Source organism: Vibrio sp. V31_P5A7T61 (genome assembly GCF_009904895.1).
Classification (GTDB): domain Bacteria; phylum Pseudomonadota; class Gammaproteobacteria; order Enterobacterales; family Vibrionaceae; genus Vibrio; species Vibrio metschnikovii.
Map to the genome: position 1 here is coordinate 67112 of NZ_WXWI01000057.1, position 25632 is coordinate 92743.

24 protein-coding genes and 2 pseudogenes are annotated in these 25632 nt (G+C 45.6%); 20 read left to right on the forward strand and 6 right to left on the reverse strand.

Annotated elements, in window-relative coordinates:
• Positions 1 to 28 precede the first annotated feature (28 nt).
• Complete coding sequence (locus CAG58_RS12535; RefSeq protein ID WP_040903944.1) at positions 29 to 316, reverse strand: DUF3624 domain-containing protein; 288 nt, start codon at positions 314 to 316, stop codon at positions 29 to 31.
• 235 nt (positions 317 to 551) lie between these two features.
• On the opposite strand from CAG58_RS12535, the gene oxyR reads away from it, so the two are divergent.
• Entirely contained in the window at positions 552 to 1451 is a 900-nt protein-coding gene (gene oxyR / locus CAG58_RS12540; RefSeq protein ID WP_004394478.1) for a DNA-binding transcriptional regulator OxyR, read from the forward strand.
• 53 nt (positions 1452 to 1504) lie between these two features.
• Here the strand turns inward: oxyR and CAG58_RS12545 are convergent, their stop codons facing one another.
• Positions 1505 to 3985, reverse strand: coding sequence for a penicillin-binding protein 1A (locus tag CAG58_RS12545; RefSeq protein WP_110167722.1), 2481 nt, complete (start codon positions 3983 to 3985; stop codon positions 1505 to 1507).
• A 141-nt stretch (positions 3986 to 4126) separates the two neighbouring features.
• Between CAG58_RS12545 and pilM the strand changes: the two genes are divergently transcribed.
• The 19 genes and pseudogenes from pilM (at position 4127) to CAG58_RS12635 (ending at position 22373) form a co-directional block, all read left to right on the forward strand.
• Positions 4127 to 5134, forward strand: a complete 1008-nt coding sequence (gene pilM / locus CAG58_RS12550; RefSeq protein WP_154169995.1) for a type IV pilus assembly protein PilM — start codon at positions 4127 to 4129, stop codon at positions 5132 to 5134.
• Positions 5124 to 5717 (forward strand): PilN domain-containing protein, encoded by a 594-nt coding sequence (locus CAG58_RS12555; protein WP_161426721.1) that lies wholly within the window; start codon positions 5124 to 5126, stop codon positions 5715 to 5717. The genes pilM and CAG58_RS12555 overlap by 11 nt, the downstream gene beginning before the upstream one ends.
• Positions 5710 to 6300 (forward strand): type 4a pilus biogenesis protein PilO, encoded by a 591-nt coding sequence (locus tag CAG58_RS12560; protein WP_154169997.1) that lies wholly within the window; start codon positions 5710 to 5712, stop codon positions 6298 to 6300. The genes CAG58_RS12555 and CAG58_RS12560 overlap by 8 nt, the downstream gene beginning before the upstream one ends.
• Positions 6290 to 6811, forward strand: coding sequence for a pilus assembly protein PilP (locus CAG58_RS12565; RefSeq protein WP_040903953.1), 522 nt, complete (start codon positions 6290 to 6292; stop codon positions 6809 to 6811). Before CAG58_RS12560 ends, CAG58_RS12565 begins: the two co-directional genes overlap by 11 nt.
• 24 nt (positions 6812 to 6835) lie before the next feature.
• Positions 6836 to 8557, forward strand: a complete 1722-nt coding sequence (locus CAG58_RS12570) for a type IV pilus secretin PilQ (protein ID WP_158144635.1) — start codon at positions 6836 to 6838, stop codon at positions 8555 to 8557.
• 186 nt (positions 8558 to 8743) lie between these two features.
• On the forward strand, positions 8744 to 9262 hold the full coding sequence (gene aroK, locus CAG58_RS12575) for a shikimate kinase AroK (RefSeq protein WP_040903956.1): 519 nt from the start codon (positions 8744 to 8746) through the stop codon (positions 9260 to 9262).
• A 28-nt stretch (positions 9263 to 9290) separates the two neighbouring features.
• Positions 9291 to 10376 (forward strand): 3-dehydroquinate synthase, encoded by a 1086-nt coding sequence (aroB, locus tag CAG58_RS12580; RefSeq protein ID WP_004394485.1) that lies wholly within the window; start codon positions 9291 to 9293, stop codon positions 10374 to 10376.
• 143 nt (positions 10377 to 10519) lie between these two features.
• Positions 10520 to 10915 (forward strand): annotated as a pseudogene (locus tag CAG58_RS17165) (AAA family ATPase); the annotation flags it as partial.
• Positions 10916 to 11443: 528 nt separating this feature from the next.
• Positions 11444 to 11968 (forward strand): annotated as a pseudogene (locus tag CAG58_RS17170) (SPOR domain-containing protein); the annotation flags it as partial.
• Between the two features lie 68 nt (positions 11969 to 12036).
• Entirely contained in the window at positions 12037 to 12852 is an 816-nt protein-coding gene (locus CAG58_RS12590; protein ID WP_004394487.1) for a Dam family site-specific DNA-(adenine-N6)-methyltransferase, read from the forward strand.
• Between the two features lie 124 nt (positions 12853 to 12976).
• Positions 12977 to 13657 (forward strand): ribulose-phosphate 3-epimerase, encoded by a 681-nt coding sequence (gene rpe, locus CAG58_RS12595; RefSeq protein ID WP_004394488.1) that lies wholly within the window; start codon positions 12977 to 12979, stop codon positions 13655 to 13657.
• 96 nt (positions 13658 to 13753) lie between these two features.
• Positions 13754 to 14434: a phosphoglycolate phosphatase gene (locus tag CAG58_RS12600; RefSeq protein WP_004394489.1), complete on the forward strand. Its 681-nt coding sequence runs from the start codon at positions 13754 to 13756 to the stop codon at positions 14432 to 14434.
• A gap of 254 nt (positions 14435 to 14688) precedes the next feature.
• Positions 14689 to 15705, forward strand: a complete 1017-nt coding sequence (gene trpS / locus CAG58_RS12605) for a tryptophan--tRNA ligase (protein ID WP_161425696.1) — start codon at positions 14689 to 14691, stop codon at positions 15703 to 15705.
• Between the two features lie 136 nt (positions 15706 to 15841).
• Positions 15842 to 16618, forward strand: coding sequence for a substrate-binding periplasmic protein (locus tag CAG58_RS12610; protein WP_161425695.1), 777 nt, complete (start codon positions 15842 to 15844; stop codon positions 16616 to 16618).
• Positions 16619 to 16721: 103 nt separating this feature from the next.
• Complete coding sequence (locus tag CAG58_RS12615; protein ID WP_161425694.1) at positions 16722 to 17300, forward strand: aminodeoxychorismate/anthranilate synthase component II; 579 nt, start codon at positions 16722 to 16724, stop codon at positions 17298 to 17300.
• 376 nt (positions 17301 to 17676) lie between these two features.
• Positions 17677 to 18888, forward strand: a complete 1212-nt coding sequence (locus CAG58_RS12620; protein ID WP_004394493.1) for an aspartate aminotransferase family protein — start codon at positions 17677 to 17679, stop codon at positions 18886 to 18888.
• Between the two features lie 97 nt (positions 18889 to 18985).
• On the forward strand, positions 18986 to 20005 hold the full coding sequence (gene astA, locus CAG58_RS12625; RefSeq protein WP_161425693.1) for an arginine N-succinyltransferase: 1020 nt from the start codon (positions 18986 to 18988) through the stop codon (positions 20003 to 20005).
• A 21-nt stretch (positions 20006 to 20026) separates the two neighbouring features.
• A complete protein-coding gene (gene astD, locus CAG58_RS12630; RefSeq protein ID WP_161425692.1) occupies positions 20027 to 21487 on the forward strand; it encodes a succinylglutamate-semialdehyde dehydrogenase in 1461 nt (486 codons plus the stop codon).
• 91 nt (positions 21488 to 21578) lie between these two features.
• Positions 21579 to 22373: a DUF1338 domain-containing protein gene (locus tag CAG58_RS12635; protein ID WP_161425691.1), complete on the forward strand. Its 795-nt coding sequence runs from the start codon at positions 21579 to 21581 to the stop codon at positions 22371 to 22373.
• 97 nt (positions 22374 to 22470) lie between these two features.
• On the opposite strand, the gene crp is transcribed toward CAG58_RS12635, so the two are convergent.
• The 4 genes from crp to CAG58_RS12655 all read right to left on the reverse strand — a co-directional run bounded on the left by crp (position 22471) and on the right by CAG58_RS12655 (position 25618).
• Positions 22471 to 23103, reverse strand: coding sequence for a cAMP-activated global transcriptional regulator CRP (gene crp, locus CAG58_RS12640; protein ID WP_004394497.1), 633 nt, complete (start codon positions 23101 to 23103; stop codon positions 22471 to 22473).
• A gap of 291 nt (positions 23104 to 23394) precedes the next feature.
• The gene (locus CAG58_RS12645; protein ID WP_004394498.1) at positions 23395 to 24264 is read right to left on the reverse strand and encodes a phosphoribulokinase; all 870 of its coding nucleotides are present in this window, start codon (positions 24262 to 24264) and stop codon (positions 23395 to 23397) included.
• A gap of 95 nt (positions 24265 to 24359) precedes the next feature.
• A complete protein-coding gene (locus CAG58_RS12650) occupies positions 24360 to 24569 on the reverse strand; it encodes a YheU family protein (RefSeq protein WP_004394499.1) in 210 nt (69 codons plus the stop codon).
• Positions 24570 to 24649: 80 nt separating this feature from the next.
• The gene (locus tag CAG58_RS12655; protein WP_161425690.1) at positions 24650 to 25618 is read right to left on the reverse strand and encodes a hydrolase; all 969 of its coding nucleotides are present in this window, start codon (positions 25616 to 25618) and stop codon (positions 24650 to 24652) included.
• Positions 25619 to 25632: the final 14 nt, after the last annotated feature.

Here is a 25632-nt window from a genome sequence, read left to right on the forward strand (position 1 = left end):
TAAGAGAGCCCTAAAACTCCTTTTCGTTTTAGGGCTTTTTTGTGGGCGAGTGATCAGTCGAGTTTTTTTGACGCTCTCGCCAAGGCAGTACGACAAACTTCATCCATAAATGTAAAAATAACAAACCATTAAAAGCGAAACCTGCGAAGAGAAGGGCGATGGATGCGATGGCGGTTGGCTCATTTCTAAATAACCAAAACCAGACTCCCCAGCAAGCGACAGATAGTACGGTTAACCAATCAATACAGCGTTGGCAACGACCAATTTTTTTCCAGAACCATGCTTGATCACAGTAGTGACAACTGGTGAGTTTCATGGTGACTCCTTAATGGATGAGGTGCAGCGCTTAAGTATGTTATCGCGTTAAGCGAAACACGAGAAGTATTAACCCATCAGTGTGAGATTAGTGGCAAAACATAAAAGCTTTGATAGTCATCAGCATTCAATGTTATGGTTTTTGATAGGTATATTCTTACTGCAGCAGTGACGCTATAACGAGACGCCTTTTCTGTTGCTTTCGATATGATTGATGGTTTTTATCTAGGAATAAGATGAACATTCGAGATTTTGAATACTTAGTTGCTCTTGCTGAGCACAAGCATTTTCGTAAAGCCGCTGAATCCTGCTTTGTCAGTCAGCCGACTCTTAGTGGACAAATTCGCAAGCTAGAAGATGAACTTGGTACGGTATTGTTAGAGCGTAGTAGTCGGCGGGTATTATTTACCGATTCTGGGCTACAGCTTGTTGACCAAGCCAAACGTATTCTCAGTGAAATTAAAGTTTTCAAAGATATGGCCAGTCAACAGGGAGGGGCCATGAGTGGCCCGATGCACATTGGGTTTATTCCGACGCTAGGCCCTTATTTATTGCCGAAGATTATCCCTGAGCTCAAAGCTCGATTTCCTGATTTGGAACTCTATTTACATGAAGCGCAAACGCATCAATTAGTGCGTCAGTTAGAAGAGGGCAAGCTCGATTGCTTGGTATTAGCCTCGGTTGAGGAGAGTGCCCCTTTTAAAGAGATCGATATCTACAACGAGCCGATGAGTATTGCTGTGCCTTGTTCACACGAATGGGCCAATCGTGATGAGGTGGATATGTTGGAACTGAACGGTAAAACCGTATTGGCATTAGGCGATGGTCACTGCTTACGTGACCAAGCGTTAGGTTTTTGTTTTGCTGCGGGGGCGAAAGACGATGAGCGTTTTAAAGCCACCAGTTTAGAAACCTTACGTAATATGGTCGCCGCTGGGGCTGGGATTACTTTATTACCTCAGCTCTCGCTACCGGATGAAAAAACCAAAGATGGTGTATGTTATATCAAAGCGGTCAATCCACAGCCATCACGACAAATTGTTTTGGCTTATCGCCCCGGTTCACCGCTGCGCCAGCGCTATGAACAGCTAGCTCAGGTGATGAAAGAGCGCCTACAAGCGTTAGCCACTCAATAGCCTGCCTGTTCAGTGTCTGAAAATAACACCGCCCCTAATTGGGGCGGTCAAGATTAAAATAAGCTGTCACTATCATCTAAGTAGATACTGTGAGGGGTGTCCTCTTGTACATACTCTTTCGGTTCCGTTCCTTGGACAAAGTATTCGAACATAGAACTGGAATCTAATTTATTGGTGAGTAGCCCACTGTCGCGATCAATTCTCACGCGAATGATTTTCGGTGGAATGGCTTTGGGTTGGGCCGGTACACCATCGAGAGCGATGCGCATAAATTCTACCCATCCCGGTTGGGCTGTTTTCGCTCCGGCTTCCGCGCCAGTAATATCATCATCAGTATTCGGGTTAGGGGCTGTGCTACCTAAGTTACGACTATGATCATCAAATCCGACCCAAGCCGTTGCGACCATGCCTGGTCCAAAGCCATTATACCAAGCATCTTTCGAGTCGTTAGTTGTTCCTGTTTTTCCGCCCACATCACGACGTCTTAAGGTTTGTGCGCGCCAACCGGTACCATTCCATCCCGTTCCTGCACGCCAATCACCGCCACCCCAGATATTGCTATACATCATTTCACGAACGAGGAAAGCATTCTGTTCGGAAATCACCTGTGGTGCATAATTGACCGTGGCATCTTGCTCATTGAACGGATTATCGGATGAAGATTGACAATCCTGATGACAAACCACTTTGGGGTTAGCTAAAAACTCGACATGGCCAAAACTGTCTTCCACTTTGCTGATGTAGAACGGCTCAACATAATATCCACCGTTAGCAAATACCGAATAGCCTTGAGCCATTTTGACGGGCGTTAAGCTGCCTGCGCCTAGGGCAATGGTCTCAGAGCGAGGTAATTGAGATAACTCAAAACCGAAGCGGGTCAAGAAATGGCGAGTCTCTTCCAAGCCGACTTCTCGCAGTACCCGGACTGCCATGACGTTTTTCGACTGCGCTAGACCAATCCGCAGACGAGTGGGGCCGACGTAAGTCGGGGGCGAGTTTTTAGGACGCCAAGCAATACCTTGGCTTTGATCCCATTGGTTAATCGGAGCATCATTGATTAATGAGGCTAGAGTGAGGCCTTTTTCCAAAGCCGCAGAGTAAATGAACGGCTTGATACTTGACCCCACCTGACGGACCGATTGGGTTGCACGGTTAAAATTACTGTGCACGAAGTTAAAGCCACCAACCAGTGCTAGTATCGCACCATTATCGGGATCCATAGCAACGAACGCCGTATTCGCATTAGGCACTTGACTTAATGTCCAGTGTTCTTGTTCATCACCTATAGCGTGCTGGCGACGAATCCATACTTGTTCACCTACCGCAAGAATATCACTGGCTTTAGTCGGTAAAGGCCCTTGACGATCGTCAGTAATAAATCGCCTTGCCCAGTTCATGTCTTCCCATGCAATGGTTTTTAGCCCGGCATTTTTTACCCAAACCTGAGCCGATTTTTCTTCGACCTTAACCACAATCGAAGGCAGAAGATCACCGTAAGTGGGTTCACTACGTAAGTGAGCGATCATGGTCGGGGTATCCCAAGCCGATTGCCCCGCTTTCCAGAGTACTTTTTCGGCACCACGGTAGCCGTGACGCATGTCGTAAGCGAGGAGATTATCGATAGCGGCTTGGTTTGCGGCTTGTTGTAACTTGGTGTTGACCGTCGTGTAGACATTCATCCCAGAGGTATAGGCCGCTTCTTCACCATAACGTTCGACCATCCATGCGCGCGCAATTTCTGCCACGTAAGGAGCTCGTAGCTCAATTTCTGCGCCATGGAATTTGGAGATTAATGGTTCATTACGAGCCTGATCATACTCTTGTTGCGTGATGTAGTTTTCTGCCAGCATGCGTAATAAGACGACATTGCGACGGTGAGTGGCTCGCTCCACAGAGAAAAGGGGATTCATGGTAGAAGGGGCTTTGGGTAGGCCAGCAATCATCGCTATTTCGCTTAAAGTCAGATCTTTGACTTCTTTACCAAAGTAGGTTTGGGCTGCGGCACCAACACCGTAAGAACGATGACCGAGATAAATTTTATTCAGGTAAAGCTCCAAGATCTCTTCTTTACTCAAGAGCTGCTCAATATGAATGGCAATAAAGATCTCTTTAATTTTACGCATGATTTTCTTCTCATTGGATAAGAAGAAATTACGGGCCAGTTGTTGGGTAATGGTACTTGCCCCTTGAGAGGCACTCCCTGAGGCCATGACGGCCACTGCAGCACGAGTAATACCAATCGGGTCAAAGCCGTAGTGTTCGTAAAAACGTGAATCCTCGGTTGCTATCACCGCTTCGAGTAATTCTGGTGGCATTTCATCAAGGCGCAATGGAATGCGTCGTTTTTCACCAAATTGAGCAATCAGTTTACCGTCTTCACTAAACACCTGCATGGGAGTTTGTAGCCGAACGTCTTTTAATTCAGCGACATCGGGTAGATCTGGCTTTACATAAAAATAGAAGCCAAAGATTGTAGTGACTCCAAGAATAATGCAAATCAATGAAAATATGAGTAAACGCTTTATGAACTTCACCGGAGAATCCCTGTTTAGTAGAGGCTGTCTTAGTACAAACCCCTGTACTCTAGACTAAAACCTCAGCACTTAAAAATAGTGAACGGTTATTTTCTCACAAATAAGTGTGTGAGGCTGAGAATTGTCACTGGAGTTAATGGCATGAGTAAATCATTAGTTATTGGTGTCGATATCGGTCACCACAGCATCAAAGCTGTGGCTCTTAAACCAAATGGCGACAATTATTCGCTACACGGTTGCACAGAAATCGTCATTACTGACGACATTTTCGCCGATAACGACACGTTGAATTATCAGAAAATTGTAAAGAAACTCAAAGAACTAAAAAAGAGTTTGCCGCTATTTAGTCGCAAGGTTGCGATTGCACTGCCTGACACGGCGGTAATTAGTAAAGTATTACAAATAGATAGCGACTTAGACCCTCGTGAAAAAGAGTTTGCTATTTATCAGGCTTTTTCTCATCAATCGCCGTTGCCAATGGAAGAACTGAGCTTAGATTTTGTTCCCTTACCGATTCAAGCGTTCGCTAAAAACCGAACTGCGACCTATCAGGTGTATGCCACCCGAAGAGAAGTCGTCGCGAGTCGATTATCGGCGATTCAACAAGCCGGACTGGAAGCAACCTTACTGGATGTGCAATTACATGGTCTGGCTCAGATTTGGCAGCAGGTGAGTCAGGCTCAACAGCGCTCGAATTGGATGTTGGTCGATGTTGGTTATACCCAAACAACGTTATGTATCGATTTTGCTGATAAAGCGCCGTTTTATAAGGATATTGCTTTAGGTACACGCTGGTTTGAATTGCCGTCTCTGGCGGAAACGATGGCGCGCAGCGATGAACGTAACCAATGGCTATTCAATCGATTATTTGTCGAACGCCTAACCCGTCAACTGCAGTTATTTACTTCCGTTCATGGTCAGCAAAGCCTAGCGGGGATCTGGTTATCTGGTGGCGGGGCGATGATGGATGGGCTAGCAGAAACCATCACCGAGCAGCTTGGATTACCCTGTGAACGGTTCGCGCCATTAGCGACTTTTGTCAACAAAATCACTCAACGTAAGCGGTTAAATGATCAGCCTAAATTCACGACGGCTGCTGGTCTTGCGTTGCGAGGAATAGCATGGTTGGAGAGTGGGCATGTTGCATAGTATCAATTTATTCCCTTGGCGAGAGGCGCAGCGTGCTGATCATAAACGGCGCTTTCTCCAGCTTATGAGTCTTGGTGTCTTAGTCGCTTTGCTCATGCAATGGGGGACCGGCCATTACCTTGATCAGCAACAACAGCACCAACAGGCACGATTAGATTTTTTGAATCAGCATCTTCAGCAACTGGATCAGAGATTACGGGCGCTCAAAATGACCGAAGCTGAGCATCAAGCACTGCAAGCCCGGCTCAGTGTTGTTGAGTCCTTACAGCAAAAGCGCAATAAAACCACACAATTGATGAACTTGATGCCAGAGTTGATTCCTGAAGGGGTTTACGTCGACAAAATTAGTATGAAGGGGGATGCGGTCGAAGTCAGCGGGATTAGCGATAGTACCGCACGCTTAGCCACCATGTTAGATAAATTAGAAAGGTCACCACACTTATCAGCAGTAGGCATGCACTCGATTGTCGCTGGGAATCAGCGTTTTAATAAAGATTTTCAGAGTTTTAAGGTCTCTTTTCATTTTCATACTGCTCAACCAGGATTAGAGGCGTTGATTCGGCAAGGTGAACATCATGGCTAATTTTCGTGATTTAGATATCGATGAATTGCTTGAATGGCCGCTCAACGCACAACTGACGGTGATTGTGTTGGTCATGGTAGTGATTCAAGTCATCGGCTATGGCATGTATTTATCACCTAAACAAGAGGCACTCGAAGGGCTCAATCAGCAAGAGCAGAGTCTTAAATCATTAGTACGCATTAAGGCCAATAAAGTCGCGGCATTACCTCAGTTGCAAACTCAATTGGATGAGTTAGCTGAGCGTTATGATTTTTTATTGCGCCAACTCCCAGCACAGCAAGAGCTGGCCAGTTTGCTTGCTTCCGTCAACGAGCTGGGATTAGAACATGGGTTAACCTTTACTCGAATTGATTGGGGAGAAAAGCAACCGCAGGCATTTTTGTATCGCTTACCATTGAATATTGAACTGACGGGAAGTTACCACAACATTGGCGATTTTTCTCAGGCGATAGCCACGCTACCAAGAATCATCAATGTTGATGATGTGGATTGGCAAAGAGTCAGTCAAGAGAGCAGTACCTTACATTTCAGAGTACGGGCTTACACCTATCAATTTAAAGCGGAGGCAGGCGATGAGAAATAGTACGTCAATCGTGACTGCGCTAGTCACTTTTGTTTCTTTGATCGGCTGTAAAGCCAATCAAGAGTCTCTGGTGGACTACTTAGCGGAAGTGGAAGCTAAGAGTCAACAAGAGGTTGCTCAGCTAACGCCAGTGATTGCGTTTCAAGCTTTTGAATATGCACAGCATGACGCACGCGAGCCTTTTGTTTTACCACGAGAAGCGATTGCCCAAAATCAACCGATCACCAATCGCCATTGCTGGCAGCCTAAATCGAGAGGAAAAACCACTTCACTGGAGCGATATCCGCTAAATCAATTGCAATTGCGTGGTGTGATGCGCCGTGAAAGAGAGGTTTCTGCTTTGATTCAAACACCTGATGGAATGGTGGTTACTCTCCAAGCGGGTCAGTACGTCGGAGTAAATAATGGGCAAGTTATACGCGTGGCCGAGGATCATCTATTGATTAAAGAAACCTTACCAGATGGATTGGGGTGCTGGAATCAGCGTCACGTCACATTGGCTTTGAAATAAACATTTCTGTTTAGAGACTAAATTATGATTAAAGGATTACCTTCAAGTATCGCGGTAGTGCTGCGCTATCTGTGCATCACGCTATGGCTAGGTTTAGCATTGACGACGCAGGCTGCTCTAGCGAGTGATAGCAATCAGTTTAAACACATCGATTTTCGGGTAACCCCCGACAAAGCCGCGGTGATTGTGATTGAGTTAGCGTCGGCATCGAGTGTGGTTGATGTCCAGAAAACGACGCAGGGGTTGAGTATTGAATTATTAAAAACCGATGTGGCTGAGGAACAGCTTTATTTACTTGATGTTCAAGATTTCGCAACCATAGTTGAGAGTGTGGAAGTTTTTCGTCAAACACCAAGCACGTTGTTGTTGGCTAAAATACACGGTCCCTTTCATTATGATTATCAGCTCAAAGGTCGTTACGTTGAAGTGACGATCACGCCGTTAAAAGCCGAGGTTCAAAGTGCGCCAGCCAATCTACTTGAACCATCAGCCAAGCTGATTTCGATTAACTTTCAAGACATTCCGGTACGTAACGTTTTACAACTGATCGCTGATTATAATCAGTTTAACTTAGTGGTATCTGATTCAGTGGTAGGGAATTTAACCCTGCGTTTAGATGGTGTGCCATGGCAGCAAGTGTTGGACATTATTTTGCAGGTGAAAGGGTTGGATAAACGGGTTGAGGGCAATGTGATTTTGGTAGCGCCTAAGGCGGAACTCGATTTACGTGAAAAACAACAGCTGGAAAAAGCCCGTTTAGCAGAAGAGTTGGGAGACTTGCAGTCAGCCATCATCAAAATAAGTTTCGCGAAGGCGTCAGATATCGCTGAGATGATTGGTGGGACGGGAGCGGTGAATATGCTCTCTGAACGAGGTTCAATCAGTATCGATGAACGCACCAATGCCTTATTAATTCGCGAATTGCCGGAAAATATTCATGTGATCCGAGAGATCATTTCGGCGTTAGATATCCCTGTTAAGCAGGTACAAATTGAAGCGCGAATTGTGACCGTGAATGAAGGTAATCTTGATGAACTCGGTATTCGTTGGGGCGTGAGCTCAACACGCGGTAATAATACAGTTGGTGGTTCAATAGAAGGTAACTTAACGGGTATTGGTCTCTATCAACCAGAAGATGGTAGCGAAATGATCAATAACTTCCTTAATGTCAATTTGGGAGCCACAGCAGCGAATGCTTCGAGCATCGCGTTTCAGGTGGCAAAGCTGGGTTCAGGGACACTGCTCGATCTTGAACTTTCAGCGATGCAGCGAGAATCGAAGGCGGAAATTATTTCCAGTCCACGGCTCATCACTACCAATAAAAAGCCAGCTTATATAGAGCAGGGGACAGAGATCCCCTATTTAGAATCGTCTTCCAGCGGTGCGACTACGGTGGCATTTAAGAAAGCGGTACTGAGTTTACAGGTTACCCCGCAGATTACGCCGGATAATCGTTTGGTGCTGGATTTAAGTGTTACCCAAGACCGACCTGGCGATATTGTCAAAACCGGTACCGGAGAAGCGGTAGCGATCCACACGCAACGGATTGGTACTCAAGTTTTAGTCAATAATGGCGAAACCGTGGTACTGGGCGGTATTTTCCAACACAGCATCACTAATACGGTCGATAAAGTGCCATTACTGGGTGATTTACCGTTACTCGGTGCGCTTTTTCGACGTAGCTATCAGCAAATGGGCAAAAGTGAGCTACTGATTTTTGTTACTCCAAAGGTTGTAATTCAGTAACTTAGTGTGATTATTTCCGCTAAAGCAAAATTAAAGTTGCATTAGTGGCACCTTATCTAGATAATTTCGGGTCTTATCACGAATTATCTGTGAGGAATAGGTGCCACAAGCATTCCTATCGTCGACCGCTGTCTGGCGAATCTTGTGGCGATGTCATTGAATTAACGTTGTAAATTACTGCTAAACATGGCCGAAAAACGCAATATTTTTCTTGTTGGCCCGATGGGCGCTGGCAAAAGTACAATTGGTAGACACTTGGCTCAACAACTTCATATGGAGTTTGTTGATTCCGATACTGTCATTGAAGAGCGCACTGGCGCAGATATCGCATGGGTATTTGACGTTGAAGGTGAAGAAGGCTTCCGCAAACGCGAGGAAGCGGTGATCAATGATCTTACTGAGCAACAAGGTATTGTTCTCGCCACTGGTGGTGGCTCAGTGATCAGCAAAGAAAACCGTAACCGCCTTTCTGCTCGAGGCGTGGTTGTCTACTTAGAAACCACTATTGAAAAACAATTAGCACGTACTAACCGTGACAAGAAACGCCCTTTATTACAGACGGATCATCCTCGAGAAGTGCTAGAAGCACTTGCTGATGAGCGTAATCCTTTGTATGAAGAAATTGCGGACATCACAGTACGTACCGACGATCAAAGTGCAAAAGTGGTAGCCAACCAGATCGTAAAAATGCTAGAAGAACACTAACCAGTTCTTTTATTTTGGAGTGCAAACCATGGAACGGATTACGGTCAGCCTAGGTGAGCGTAGCTACCCCATTTCAATTGGTGCCGGATTATTAAATAATCCGGCCCTTCTTCCTCTTTCCGCCCAGCAAAAAGTGGTGGTGATCACCAATCATACGGTTGCGCCACTTTATGCTGAGCGATTACTTGCCGTTCTAAACCAAATCGGCTGTTCATCGGCTCTACTGGAACTTCCAGACGGCGAACAGTACAAAAATCTCGATACCTTCAATACGGTCATGAGCTATCTACTTGAGCATAATTACAGCCGCGATGTGGTGATTATTGCGCTTGGTGGTGGGGTGATTGGTGATCTCGTCGGGTTTGCGTCAGCGTGTTATCAACGCGGTGTCGATTTTATTCAAATCCCAACCACATTATTGGCTCAAGTCGACTCTTCTGTCGGTGGAAAAACCGCGGTGAATCATCCGTTGGGTAAAAATATGATTGGGGCATTTTACCAGCCTCAAGCGGTGATTATTGATACTGACTGCCTAGCGACACTGCCCCCCCGAGAGTTTGCCGCCGGCATGGCTGAAGTGATCAAATATGGCATTATTTATGATCATGATTTCTTTGTGTGGCTTGAAAACCATCTTGAAGACTTGTATGCGTTAGAGGCGTCCGCGCTGTCTTATGCGATTGCTCGTTGCTGCCAGATAAAGGCGGAAGTCGTTGCTCAAGACGAAAAGGAATCCGGAATTCGCGCTTTATTAAATCTAGGTCATACCTTTGGCCATGCCATTGAAGCCGAGTTAGGTTATGGCTGCTGGTTGCATGGTGAAGCCGTAGCGGCAGGCACGATGATGGCCGCAGTAACGGCTAAGTTACAAGGTTTGATCTCAGAGCAGCAGCAACAGCGTATTCATGCCATACTGAAAAAAGCGCGCTTACCTGTGCACACGCCGAGCAGCATGAGTTTTGATGATTTCATTAAACATATGATGCGTGATAAAAAGGTTTTGGCGGGTGAGTTACGCTTAGTGCTCCCAACCGGTATCGGAACGTCTGAAGTGGTAAAAGGGGTTTCGCAAACGGTGATTAAGCAAGCGATAGAAGATTGTCGTAATATATAGTGGTATTCTGCCTACTTGATGTTACAGCGGTGCTGGCCAGACGTTCCCATTCAATCTAAATTAGAATGAGTCTACCTGACCGCTGTATCGTTGATCAGTCAGTTTCGGTATCAGTATCAGACATTAAGCCATTAGGATCGTCGATGAGTGTGGAACATGAACTAGAGTTAGATTCGCAAACTGAACTGTTGGAACGATTACAGTTACTGACGCGTTTTGGTTCCAACCTAGTGAATGTTTTTGGCGGTCTAGGTGCCGGAAAATCTTGGTTAGCGCAACGTTACCTTGAGTATTGGGCGGCGGATAAAAATCAATCCTTACTTTTATGTCATCCTAATCAAAGCGATGAGCAGCATCGTACCACCATTCTTAGCCAAGTGTTATCAGAGCCACTGTTTAATGCCAAAGATGCGTTGCTTGATAGTTTTTCACGTTTGATTGGCGAGCGTACGACATGCGATATTGTTGTGGTGATTGATGATGCGCATTTGTTGTCTGATACGTTACTCTCCGAGTTATGGATGTGGGTGCTTGAAGCTCAGACTAATCCTCGCTGGACCATTAATGTGGTGTTATTTGCGCAAGCTAATCGTCTTGATGCGTTATTAACTCGCTTAACTTATGGTCAAGAACATAAACCGATTGAACTCGAGATCGAGCCATTATCAGAGTATGAGGCCGACCGGTTATTTGAACAGCGAGTCATGCGTTATGTTGATCCAACACTGGAGCGTCAAGCTCGTAGCGCATATAAAAAAGTGAATTATCTTCCGGGGGAGATCATGGCGTTAGTCGATCAAAAGCGTGAGAAGCGCATCATTATTCGCTCGATCATCGGCTCACCGCTGAATATTGGCTTGCTGGTACTATTATTGATGTTATTTATTGGTGGTGGCTACTGGTGGCTATGGTCCCAGCCGTCGCCAAATGAGACATTGCCTGTATTAACTCAACGAGCTGAGCAAACGGCGATTCCGACGTTACCGTCTCAAGAGGACAATGCTCGTTCTTATCAAAACGTCGCTGTGACGTCTTCACAACCGAACCCATCCAATCCGATGGCCGATGATGCCATTGCTTTGCCTCCCAAAGTGGTTGAGAGTTTAGAAGGGGTTGGTATCGCTGATACTGCACATCAGCGAGTGGTGATCACTTCCGATGTGGTAGATGCCTTACTGGATGGTCGTTCGGAATCAGTCGCTGTTGAGGTTAATCGCTATCCTATCACTCAAGGGACGAATGACGATTTGTCGATAGTGGAATCTGCTCCGTCATCAGGATCTATTCGTTTCTCTTTCGCTAGAGAAGAGTTGATGGCGATGTCGCCGCGCAGCTATACCTTACAGTTGGCGGCGGTGAATTCTCTGCAAGAAGTCCAAAACTTTATTGACCGTTATTCACTGACAGAAACGCTATACGTCTACCCAACCGTTCGTGATGAGGTGGATTGGTATATCGTTACTTATGATAACTATCCAACCATCCAGTTAGCTCGTGACGCGGTGGCTACTTTACCGCCTGCGGTACAAGCACTCGGTCCTTGGGCCAAATCACTTAGCCAAGTTCAACGTGAAATTCAACGTGCGAAATAACGCTGAGATTCAGTAGAAAATATGTTACATTCCGCACCCTTATTTTTGGTGATTGATTAGAGCAGTAGATGAAAAAGCAGCGTGCCTTTTTGAAATGGGCTGGGGGAAAGTTTGGCCTAGTCGAAGAGATTCAACGCCATCTGCCACCTGCAAGTCAGTTGGTTGAGCCTTTTGTCGGTGCAGGTTCGATTTTCCTTAATAGCGATTTTGAACATTATTTGTTGGCGGATATTAATCCGGATTTAATCAATTTATACAATTTATTAAAACATCAGCCGCAAGAGTATATTCGCGAAGCCAAGCGTTGGTTTACACCAGAAAATAATCGTAAAGAAGCCTATTTAGACGTACGTAAACAGTTTAATGACTGCGATGATGTGATGTATCGTTCGTTGGCTTTTCTGTATATGAATCGTTTTGGGTTTAATGGTTTATGCCGTTATAACAAAAAAGGTGGATTTAACGTGCCGTTTGGCTCGTACAAAAAACCGTATTTTCCTGAAGCCGAGCTAGAGTTTTTTGCACAGAAAGCGCAGCGTGCCACGTTTATTTGCGCAAGTTACCAACAAACTTTTCATCAAGCCATGGCATCCAGTGCTATTTACTGTGATCCTCCTTATGCGCCGTTGTCGAATACCGCGAATTTTACGGCTTATGCAGGGAATGGATTTAGTCTTGATGACCAAGCGGCTTTAGCCGATTTGGCTGAGAAAACCGCCCAAGAGCGGGGTATTCCGGTCCTTATTTCCAATCATGATACGATTTTAACTCGTCGCCTTTACCATGGTGCGCAACTGAATGTGGTTAAAGTTAAGCGCACGATCAGTCGTAATGGTGCTGGGCGGAATAAAGTCGATGAGTTATTGGCCTTATTTACACCTTAGTCAATAAAGTAATTCTCACTCTCTGAGGGAGTGAACGTCGCTTCCGGTTAGGATCTTTGCCACCCCTAGGTTAGAATACTGGGCATATTTTGTTTGCTATGTTCTATCACCGAAGAGGTCAGGTATGAAAGATTTTCTTATTGCTCCATCCATTCTCTCTGCAGATTTTGCGCGCCTTGGCGACGATGTTGATAAAGTGCTTGCCGCTGGAGCGGATGTGATTCACTTTGATGTGATGGATAATCATTACGTACCTAATCTGACCTTTGGTGCGCCAATTTGTAAAGCGCTACGTGATTATGGTATTACCGCGCCAATCGATGTGCATCTTATGGTTGAGCCGGTTGATCGAATTATTCCTGATTTTGCTAACGCTGGCGCATCAATGATCACCTTTCATGTGGAAGCCTCGAAGCATGTTGATCGCACCTTGCAACTGATCAAAGAGCATGGTTGTCAGGCTGGAGTGGTGCTGAATCCAGCCACGCCGCTCAGTCACCTCGATTACATTATGGACAAAGTCGATTTGATTCTCCTAATGTCGGTCAATCCAGGTTTTGGAGGCCAGTCCTTTATTCCGCACACGTTAGATAAGCTACGTGCGGTACGTGAGCGTATTACGCAAAGTGGTCGCTCCATTCGTTTAGAAATAGACGGGGGCGTAAAGGTCGAGAATATCCGTGAAATCGCCCAAGCTGGCGCGGATATGTTTGTTGCCGGGTCGGCAATTTTTGGCGAGCCAGATTATAAAGCGGTGATTGATGCTATGCGTAGTGAACTGGCTGGTGTTGAACGTCGTAATTAATAAGATAGTTATTATTCCTTACCGCTGAGCGCCGATGACGTCCATCGGCAAGCGACTGTGATTCGTCGGTAGGGAGAGCACAAATAGGACAGAGTTTTGCAATCAATAAAATTAATCGCGTTTGATCTCGATGGGACACTGCTTGATAGTGTGCCAGATCTTGCTGTTGCTGCTGATCAAGCGGTGCGCGCTTTGGGCTATCCTGGGGTAACGGAATCTCAGGTACGTGACTATGTCGGTAATGGTGCCGATGTGTTAATCGGTCGCTGTTTAAGTCAAAGTCTCAATATCGACCCTGAGCTGAATAATGATACTCATCAACAAGCGCGTTTGTTATTTGATGAGTATTATGCGCAAACGGGCCACCAATTGAGCCACCTCTATCCGAATGTAAAGCATACCTTGGCGGAACTGCATCGCGCGGGGTTTATCTTAGCGTTGGTGACCAATAAGCCGAGTAAATTTGTGCCTGATGTTCTTGCTCAACATGGTTTAGCTGAGCTATTTAGTGATGTGATTGGTGGCGATACCTTTAGCCATAAAAAGCCCGATCCTATGGCCCTTAATTGGTTGCTCGAAAAGCACCACTTGAAGGCAGAGCAAATGTTGATGGTCGGTGATTCGAAAAACGACATTTTAGCGGCCCAAAATGCGGGTTGTGCTTCATTTGGCTTAACCTATGGTTATAACCACGGTGAGCCAATTGCCAATGCCAAGCCTGATGTGGTGGCGGATGATATCGTTCAACTCCTCGATGTTGTTATGGTTTGCGCGTAAAAATTATCACTTGCCTCTGGTAAAATACTCATCAATGAGTACACTGCTAAACTGCGCCTATTCACTGTAAGCGCAGTTTTTTATTGGTTTTATACCCTTCCTACTTGAAGCTATTGCGGTGTTGGCGACGTTCGTTCACCCCAAGCATAGAACTTATCTATGCTCGTGGGCTAGGTTCATTTGCTGCCGATTAGCCATGCTCAGTGGTGTGGGTATCGCCTTCCCTTATTTTGAATCACAAGGAAATTATACTCATGAGCAAACCCATCGTATTGAGTGGTGTTCAACCATCTGGTGAACTCAGCATTGGTAACTATTTGGGTGCTCTGCGTCAATGGCAACAGATGCAAGATGATTATGATTGTCAGTACTGTGTGGTTGATTTACATGCGATTACCGTACGTCAAGATCCAAAGGCGTTATATGAAGCGACACTTGATGCGTTATCCATCTGTCTTGCCGTTGGTGTCGATCCGCAAAAAAGCACCTTGTTTGTCCAATCTCATGTGCCTGAACATACTCAACTTGGCTGGATACTTAATTGTTATACCCAAATGGGTGAACTCAGTCGCATGACTCAGTTTAAAGACAAATCGGCTCGTTATGCCAATGATGTCAATGCCGGACTATTTGGTTATCCAGTATTGATGGCGGCCGATATCTTGCTCTATGGCGCGCATCAAGTTCCCGTGGGCAGCGATCAAAAACAGCACCTAGAACTCGCGCGTGATATCGCGACACGTTTTAACAATATTTACAGTCCAGAACAACCGATCTTCACCATTCCTGAACCGTATATTCCGCAGGTCAATGCACGAGTCATGAGCCTGCAAGATGCGACTAAGAAAATGTCAAAATCGGACGATAATCGTAAAAATGTGATTACGTTATTGGAAGATCCCAAGTCGATTATCAAGAAGATCAATAAAGCGCAAACGGATACCGAAACACCACCGCGTATCGCCTTTGATACTGAGCAAAAAGCCGGTATCTCGAATTTAATGAGCCTATATTCAGCGGCCACAGGCAAAACCTTTGCTGAGATTGAAGCGCAATACCAAGGCGTTGAAATGTACGGTCCTTTTAAAAAGGATGTTGGAGAGGCATTAGTCGCGATGCTTGCTCCGGTACAAGCGGAGTACCATCGTATTCGCGATGACAGAGCCTATCTGGATGCGGTCATGAAAGCCGGGGCCGAAAAAGCCTCCGCTCACGCTGCTCTCACACTGAAAAATGTTCAGCAAGCGGTTGGATTTGTGCCTCGTCCATAAGCTGCCCCCCTTGATTCTACGACACTGAATAAGCCCAAAGCGAATGACTCACTTTGGGCTTATTTGTCTGCTAGCGACTACAAGATAAATCAACACGGTCTACACTTAGTGGGAGTAGTACAGTAAGGGGATCGCGATGAAATGGTGGTTATTGTGTGGATTGCTGATCATCAGCAATGGGTTAGCTGCGAGCCCTTTACGGGTTTGTGTAGGTAATATGAATGTATGGCCACCTTTTACTTATTGGCAAGGCGCTACCGATGAAGAAAAAGCTCAATCATTAACCGGATCAGCCACGACATTGGTATTACAATCCCTTGAACACTTAAACGTGGATTATCAGCTTTTGTTTATGCCGTGGGCGAGGGTACAGCATGAGCTAGCTCAGGCGAATGGACGCTGTGATTTAACGTGGAATGCCAGCTATCGTCATGACAGAGCGGAATACAGCTACTTTTCAGTCACCCTGTATCGTATTCAACTTGGTTATTTTACTCTCGCTGATTCGAATAATCTCCTCAGTCATCATCAAGATTCTGGCGTATTGTGTGGTGTACATGGTTTTAATTATCAGGACTTTGGCCTATCTCGCGAGCCATCGTTGCGTTTAAACACCGTCCAACAAGCGTTAGATATGTTACAAAAGCAGCGCTGTGATTGGTTTCTAAGTGAAATTGAGCCAATTTATGGTGGTATTCAGCTTGGTCTTTATCAGCTTGAACGGCCAATTACACCTCATTTATTGGGGAGAGATAAGCAGTTTCATGTGCAAATCCGTCGTGATTTACCGGAGGCATTATTCCTACTCAATGGTATTAACCAGTATTTACTCGATGCCCAGCAAAGTGGACATGCACAAGCTGTATTTGATCGTTTTTTATTGTTCAATGCGGCGGAACATCAAGACCCTTAATGTCGATGACTCTTATTCGACTCAAGTAAAGCACTTGCCTTTCTGCAACGGTGCTGCACAATATCGCCTTCTGTTTCTTCAACTGACTGGCACGGCTGATATTATGTTGCTTCTCATCGATAACTACGATTCTTTTACCTACAACTTATATCAATATTTCTGTGAATTAGGGAAAGAGGTCAAAGTCGTACGTAATGATCAGATAGACATCAAGGGGATTGAAGCCTTTAATCCGAGACATTTAGTGATTTCCCCCGGACCTTGTACGCCGAATGAAGCGGGGATTTCTCTCCAAGCGATCACTCATTTTGCCGGGAAGCTACCGATATTAGGGGTATGCCTTGGTCATCAGGCGATCGCGCAAGTGTTTGGTGGACACGTGGTGCGCGCCAGACAAGTCATGCACGGTAAAACATCACTGATTAAGCACAATGGACGCAGTGTGTTCGTTGGCTTAAACAATCCCTTGAGGGTCACCCGCTACCACTCATTAGTGGTTGCAAAGCACTCGCTACCGGCATGTTTTGAACTCACGGCATGGACAGAATTAGACGATGGTTCTGTCGATGAAATTATGGGTTATCAACATCGAACGTTACCGATTGATGCGGTGCAGTTTCATCCTGAATCGATTAAAACCGAGCAAGGGCATCAGCTACTGGCCAATTTCTTAAATCGTTAAGCCAACCATTACCGATCTTGATCACTTTTCTTAACATTTCTTTCGTCTAAATGGCGCTTGATCGTGATGTGCGATTTTATGCGCCTTTATAGTCTCTCTCCTTGGTGAATCCCTTGCCTTACAATGGCTATCTATTCTATTTTGCATGCGAAGGTAAAAAATACTTCATAAAAGACAGTCGTTAGTGCATAAATAATCAGAGGCGATATCGAGTACACTGGTATTGATGTCGTGAAAAGAATATTTCGCTATTGAATTGGTTAATATTTTGTAAATACAATGCCGTATTAGTGATAATGCCATACAAAATCTTACGCTAAGGTTTTGTCGCCAAATGGCAGAGCAACTTGGCATGCGGTATAAGAAGGAATGGGTAATGACAATGGAAAAACAGATACAACGTGGTTTATTTGATGAGGTGATGGTGCCTTGTTATAACCCGATGGCGTTCATCCCAGTAAAAGGACAAGGCTCCCGAGTTTGGGATCAGCAGGGACGAGAGTACATCGATTTTGCTGGTGGTATCGCAGTCAGTTGCTTAGGACACTGCCATCCGGCCATGGTTAATGCATTAACCGAGCAAGCCAATAAATTGTGGCATTTGAGTAATGTGATGACTAATGAGCCAGCATTACAACTTGCTAATAAATTGATTGAACTGAGTTTTGCTGACAAAGTCTTTTTTGCCAACTCAGGCGCTGAAGCCAATGAAGCGGCACTGAAATTAGCTCGTCGTTATGCGGCTGACGTTTATGGTCCAGAGAAAACGGAAATCATTGCCTTTAAACAAGGCTTCCATGGCCGAACCTTCTTCACTGTCACGGTAGGTGGGCAAGCGGCTTACTCTGACGGTTTTGGACCGAAACCTGGCGATATTACTCACCTGCCTTATAACGATATTGATGCTTTGCAAGCGCATATGTCGGATCGCACCTGCGCGATCATGATGGAGCCCCTGCAAGGCGAAGGCGGTATTATTTCGCCAACGCCAGAATTTGTTCAGGCGGTGCGTGAACTGTGCGATAAGCATAACGCGCTACTGATTTTTGATGAAGTTCAAACTGGTAATGGGCGTACGGGGCACTTTTATGCTTACCAAGGTTTAGGTGTCACGCCAGATATCTTAAGTACGGCGAAATCATTAGGTGGCGGCTTCCCGATTGGTGCGATGTTAACCACTAATAAGCTTGCCGAGCATATGAAAGTCGGTACCCACGGTTCAACGTATGGCGGTAACCCGTTAGCGTGCGCTGTTGGTCTGGCCGTCGTTGATATTGTTAGTCAACCAGAAACCTTAGCGGGTGTGAAGCAACGTGAAGCTTGGTTTCGCGAGGGATTAACCAAAATTAATGATAAGTACCATGTGTTTTCTGAAATCCGTGGTCAAGGTTTACTGCTTGGCGCGGCACTCAATGAGCAGTGGCAAGGCCGTTCTCGAGACATTTTATTAGCGGCTGGAGAGCATGGATTAATGCTGTTGGTGGCGGGACCGAACGTGATCCGTATGACGCCTTCATTATTGATCACTCAACAAGAAATCGAACAAGGATTGGCTAAACTCGAGCAAGCGATCGCAACACTCGTGTAGTCTTTCTGCTATTCACACCCACCATGGATAGCGGTGGGTGTTTGCTGTCTTCGCTAGGCCAAGCTGGTCTAGTGCTATGCATCTGGAGGGAATATTGATGCTAGTTATTCGCCCTATTGCAACGTCTGACTATCCGGCACTTCATGACTGTGCCATTGAATCGGGTCATGGCTTTACGTCACTGCCCGTTAATCAAGAATTACTCACCAATCGTATTGAACACTCAGAATACAGCTTTGCTAAACCGTCCGTAGCGCAACCAGGGGATGAAGGTTATTTAATGGTCGGTGTAGACAGTGTAACCGGAGAGGTGGCTGGTACGACGGGGATCGAAGCGGCGGTTGGTTGGGATCGTCCTTTTTATTCTTATCATATTAGTACGATTGTCCATGCCTCACATAAGCTTGGGGTCAACAATGTCGTTAAATTACTCACCTTTGGTAACAACTACACCGGATGCTCAGAGATTTGCAGCTTATTTTTGCGAGAGCACTTTCGCCAAGGTTTGAATGGCCGCTTAATGTCAAAGAGTCGTTTTTTAATGATGGCGGAGCATCCAGAACGTTTCTCTAAAACCATCTTTGCTGAGATGCGAGGCGTCTCTGATGCGGATGGTAATTCCCCCTTTTGGCAGTGGCTGCAAGAGCACTTCTTTTCGATTGATTTTACCTTAGCGGATTACTTAACTGGCATAGGTAAAAAAGGCTTTATTGCTGACTTAATGCCCAAGTTGCCGATTTATATCAACTTGTTGAGTCCTGAAGCTCAGGCGGTGATTGGTCAAGTGCACGAGAATACTCGTCCAGCCCTCAAGTTATTGGAAGACGAAGGATTTACTTGCCGCAATTACGTCGATATTTTTGATGCCGGCCCAGCCGTAGAATGTGATGTCCGTAATATTGAATCGGTACGTAATTCTGTTCGTGCTAGGGTTGAAGTCACGCGTCATTCCAGCACCCAACAATATTTGATGTGTAATACCTCATTTACTCATTTTCGTGCTACCGCCGAAAAAGCGGCCTACAACCGTGAGCGAGAAACGGTGTTGATTACTCCCGAAGTGGCTCAAGCATTAAACGTTGACCAAGGGGATTGGTTGCGAATTTTGGCTCAATAGTTTTTAGATAAGGAAGATACAATGACTCAGTGGATAGCAGGTCAATGGATTGCTGGACAAGGCGATGCGTTGAGTTCAATCAGCCCTTACGATGACCAAGTGGTTTGGCAAGGTAATAGCGCAACGGCAGAGCAAGTTGAACAAGCTATTACGGCTGCTCGGCAGGCATTCATTAGTTGGAAAAATCGCCTGTTTGCTGAGCGTGAGCAAGTGGTGTTGGCTTTTGCTGAGCAGGTCAAAGCCAACAGTGAAAAAATTGCTGAAGTGATCGCTAAAGAAACCGGTAAACCATTATGGGAAACGCGCACCGAAGCCGCGGCGATGGCTGGTAAAATTGCGATTTCTATTCGTGCTTACCATGAACGTACTGGGCAGCAGCAACGTGAGGTGGCAGGTAATACGATTGTATTGCGGCATCGTCCCCTTGGCGTAATGGCGGTATTTGGTCCATATAATTTTCCTGCCCATTTACCCAATGGCCATATTGTTCCTGCTTTACTGGCTGGTAATACCGTGGTGTTTAAACCTTCAGAGCAAACCCCATGGACTGGTGAGCTAGCGATGCAGTTATGGCAAGCGGCGGGATTGCCCGATGGTGTGCTTAACCTAGTACAAGGTGCGAAAGAAACGGGTATTGCGCTCGCGCAATCAAAAAATATTGATGGCTTGCTCTTTACTGGTAGTGCGAATACTGGTCACCTCTTACATCGTCAGTTTGCCGGTCAACCCGATAAAATGTTAGCACTGGAGATGGGCGGCAATAATCCGATGGTGATTTCTGAGCACTATGGCGATATTGATGCGGCGGTATACACTATTATTCAGTCAGCGTTTATTAGTGCGGGACAACGTTGTACTTGCGCTCGTCGTCTTTATTTACCTGAAGGCGAAAAAGGCGATAAGTTGCTTGATAAGTTGCTAAAAGCGACCGAGCAGCTGCGCATTGATCAGCCTTTTGCTGATCCTGCACCCTTTATGGGGCCACAGATTTCACGTGCTGCCGCTGAGTTTATTTTGACGGCACAAGCGAATTTACAAGCGTTAGGCGGAAAAAGTTTATTAACCGCGAAGGCACAACAAGCGGCGTTCGTCACACCAGGGATTATTGATGTCACTGCGATTAATGATTTACCTGATGAAGAATATTTCGGCCCATTATTGCAAGTCATTCGTTATCAAACACTGCCTCAAGCTGTAGCACTGGCTAATAATACGCGCTTTGGTTTGTCAGCAGGCTTAGTGTCGACCGACGATCAAGAGTGGCAATATTTTATTGATCATATTCGCGCCGGAATTGTTAACCGTAACCGTCAACTTACCGGAGCCAGTGGCGATGCTCCCTTTGGTGGGCCGGGTGCGTCAGGTAACTTACGCCCCAGCGCGTTTTACGCCGCGGATTACTGTGCTTACCCAATGGCGTCGATGGAAGGGCAAACGACAGAATTACCCGCGACACTATCACCAGGGGTTGTTTTGCCTTAAGTCGTCAACACAGCTAAAGAGTGTAGATAATGTTTAACCCATAACGTCTCTATCGCGAGAGGCGTTATCCACCCACTGACAAGGAGGCGTCATGACGCCAAGTGCGCTTTTTCAATGTTTATGGAATGACTATATTCAGCGTCTTTGCCCTGCGGCAGAAAAAGTCCATCATTTGCTCCAGGAAGACGAAGCACTGATCAATGACCACATTGCTTTACGAACTTTTAATATCGCACCACTGGGTATAGAGACTTTGGCCAAGCCGTTTCTGGCCTTAGGCTACGTTGCTTGCGGTGATTATCTGTTTGAAAGCAAAAAGCTGGTGGCGAAGCATTATGAGCACCCTGATCCTAAGCAACCTAAGGTATTTATTAGTGAATTGGAGGTCGAAGAGTGCTCAGCAGAGTTACAAGCGATAGTCGCTAAGTTAGTGGCTCAAGTCGAGACGACTCGCCTTGATGATGTCGATTTTCTTTACGCCGGCCGTCTATGGGATCTCTCGTTTGCAGATTATCAAATCTTAGCCAAAGAAAGCGAGTATGCGGCGTGGTTAGCCGCCCATGGTTATGGGGCCAATCACTTTACGGTGAGTGTTAATCAGCTCAAGGCATTTAATGAGGTCAAAGCGGTCAATGATCATCTGCGTCAGGCGGGCTTTACTATCAATGAAAATGGCGGTGAAGTGAAAGGCACACCAGAAGTATTACTAGAACAGTCCTCGACTATGGCTGATAAGGTGCCAGTCTCGTTTAACGACGGTGTTGAAGTGATCCCTGGTGGTTTTTATGAGTTCGCTAAACGTTATCCGATGGCGAACGGTCAACTGTATAGCGGCTTTGTGGCGGCTTCAGCAGATAAAATCTTTGAAAGTACCGATCTTCGTTAGTAAAAAACGGAACGGGTAGCCAACGATGAACAACAAAAAAGCTACTTTAGGTCAACTAAAGTAGCTTATTCAGGCTTTAAGCATGTTAAACCAGAGGTTAACGAGTGCCGTAGACCACGATGGTTTTACCGTGTGCTGATATCAGATTTTGCTCTTCAAGCATTTTCAGAATCCGGCCAACGGTTTCACGAGAGCAACCAACGATTTGACCAATTTCTTGACGAGTGATTTTGATTTGCATCCCATCAGGGTGAGTCATTGCATCGGGTTGTTTTGCTAGGTTTAGTAGAGTTTGTGCAATACGACCAGTCACATCAAGGAACGCCAAATCACCGACTTTTTGGCTGGTCACTTGTAGGCGACGAGCCATTTGCCCTGATAGACGCATCAGGATATCGGGGTTAACTTGAATCAATTGACGGAACTTCTTAAAAGAAATTTCCGCGACTTCACAAGGGGATTTAGCTCGAACCCAAGCGGTACGTTCTTGATCTTCTTCGAACAGACCAAGCTCGCCGATGAAATCACCTTGGTTAAGGTAAGAAAGAATCATCTCTTTACCTTCTTCGTCTTTAATCAGTACCGCAACAGAACCTTTAACAATGTAGTACAAGGTTTCCGCTTTTTCGCCCGCATGGATCAGCGTGCTTTTTGAAGGGTACTTATGAATATGACAATGTGAAAGGAACCACTCTAGTGTTGGGTCGGTTTGAGGTTTACCTAGAACCATAATATCTCACTTCCTCTGCAGGGTACGCTCGCTGCTGTCCGTATATTTTAGCGAAGCCTTAATGGATTAACTAGAATAAGAGGACTTCCTAATGGCTGCAAGCTATCTTGTGTTCGGTAAGGAATAGTATCCTTTTTCGAACGCGATTTCTTGATTTTAATCGTATCAAACCATGGATATTTTACGCAAAAACGTGCACATGATCACGGTATGAAAAGTAATCGTGTTAATAAGACCGTAGCCTGACCGATTATGCGAATTTCTTACTCATCAGGTCAAGATAAGGCAATCTCAACCAATTTTTCCGGATTCAATTAATTGCTGGAGTAAGGGTTGCACGATAAGTTCCATAGCAAAGCCCATTTTGCCGCCAGGAACCACAATCGTGTTGTGACGCGACATAAACGAGCCATCAATCATTGCCAGTAAATAGGGATAATCGACATTCTTTATTCCGCGTAAACGGATCACCACAAAGCTTTCATCTAAACTCGGGATGCCTTTCGCATTGAGAGGATTTGAGGTGTCGACCGTAGGCACTCGTTGAAAGTTAATGTGCGTACGCGAAAACTGAGGGGTAATGTAATTCAGATAATCGTCCATTGAGCGAACGATAGAATCCATGACGGCTTCACGAGAATGGCCGCGGTCACGAGTATCGCGCACGTATTTTTGGATCCATTCCAAATTGACAATTGGAACCATGCCAATCAAAAAATCGACATGTTGCGCGACATTAATGTCACCATCGACCACTCCGCCATGTAAGCCTTCATAAAATAAGACATTGGTATCATCAGGCAACTGCTGCCAAGGTGTGAAGGTACCAGGCATCTGATTATAGGGGACGGCTTCATCAAAAGTATGCAGATAACGACGAATTTGTCCTGCGCCCGTTTTGCCATATTGGCGGAAAAAATCCTGCAGAGCAGGGAAGTCATTCGCTTGCGGACCGAAGTAGCTAATATGTCGACCTTGTTCTCTTGCTTTACGAATTTCAATATCCATTTCTGGACGAGTGAAGCGGTGGAAGCTATCACCTTCCACCCAAGCGGGTTTAATGTTCATCATATTGAACATTTTGCGGAAAGCTTCTGATGTGGTCGTTGTACCAGCGCCTGATGAACCGGTGACCGCAATAATGGGGTGTTTTGCTGACATGACATACCTTGTCTGTTGATCCTTGAGGGGCAAAGCCCATGGCTGGTTTCACTATATCATGGAAAAAACGCAGCAGAAAACGCCGATTTTTACCGTCAGCGTGCGGTACTTTTGATATCGATCGTTTCGTGTAACTCAGAATAGACGATCATCGCTTGCCCACTGCGCAGTTGAGCGATGACTTGATCGATTTTGTCTTGTAAGCTGATTTCACTTTCACCGTAGTCAGTGCCTTCGCGTAATACAAACTCACGAATTAAATTGTCTAGAGTGTCACTGGCGATATGTTGCCAAGGAACGATCATAAATACCTCATGATTTTATGAACTGATAATCTCTGTTTTACGATATTTTGCTGCCATATGACGCTAAATGACGCTAATTTTTATTTCTGTCGCCAATTAGCGTAGTAACTCGGCAAAGCCTGCTCAAGCCAGAACCTAGGTTGACGTAAGCTGCCAGCTAAAAAACCAACATGGCCACCGTGTTCAAATAATTGGTAGTTAATCTGTGGGTTTAAAGGACCGCGCGGGATCACTGCTTCAGTCATAAACGGATCATCGGCAGCATGAATGATCAGCGTAGGGATAGTAATCGCGCCTAATTTCATGAGTCCTGAGCATTGTTGATAGTACTCTTGCGCATCTTTAAAGCCGTGTAGCGGTGCGGTGATCAAATCATCAAATTGATAGAGCTTGCTTACTTGACGAATGGATTGCGTGGTTAAACCTAGCTCATTTTGTAGCAATGGGGCTTTTCTTAACGCATTATTTTTTAATGATGAGAGTAAATAACGGCGATAAATTTTTGAAAAGCCCTGTTCAATACGTTGCGAACACGCTGCTAAATCCAGTGGTGCGGAAATGATGGTTGCCGCATCGACAATCGGATCATCCCGATAGCGCGCCAAATAGTTGACCAGCATATTACCGCCTAAAGAGACTCCAGTCGCAATGATGGTACGCTGAGGGAATTGTGCGCGTAGGTATTCAAGTACGAAACGCGCGTCTTCCGTTTCACCCGAATGGTAAGCTCGAGCTAAGCGGTTGGGTTTTCCGCTGCAGCCTCGAAAATGCATCATCACCGATAGCCAACCATGTCGAGCAAACGCATCCATTAAGCCATTAGCATAAGGGCTATAAAAACTGCCTTCTAAACCGTGAAATAAGACAAAAATGGGTTTATCGACACAGGGGAGGGCTGGTTCACTCCATGCTAAATCAAGAAAATCGTTATCTGGCGTGGTTAAGGTTTGCCAAACCGGCGTAAAGCAAGCCGCTCGACGAATTAAGCGCGGTAGTAGGGTTTGTAAATGTGGATTGGTTAATCCCTTCGCGGCAGTAAACGGCGACATAAAAAGCCTCAATT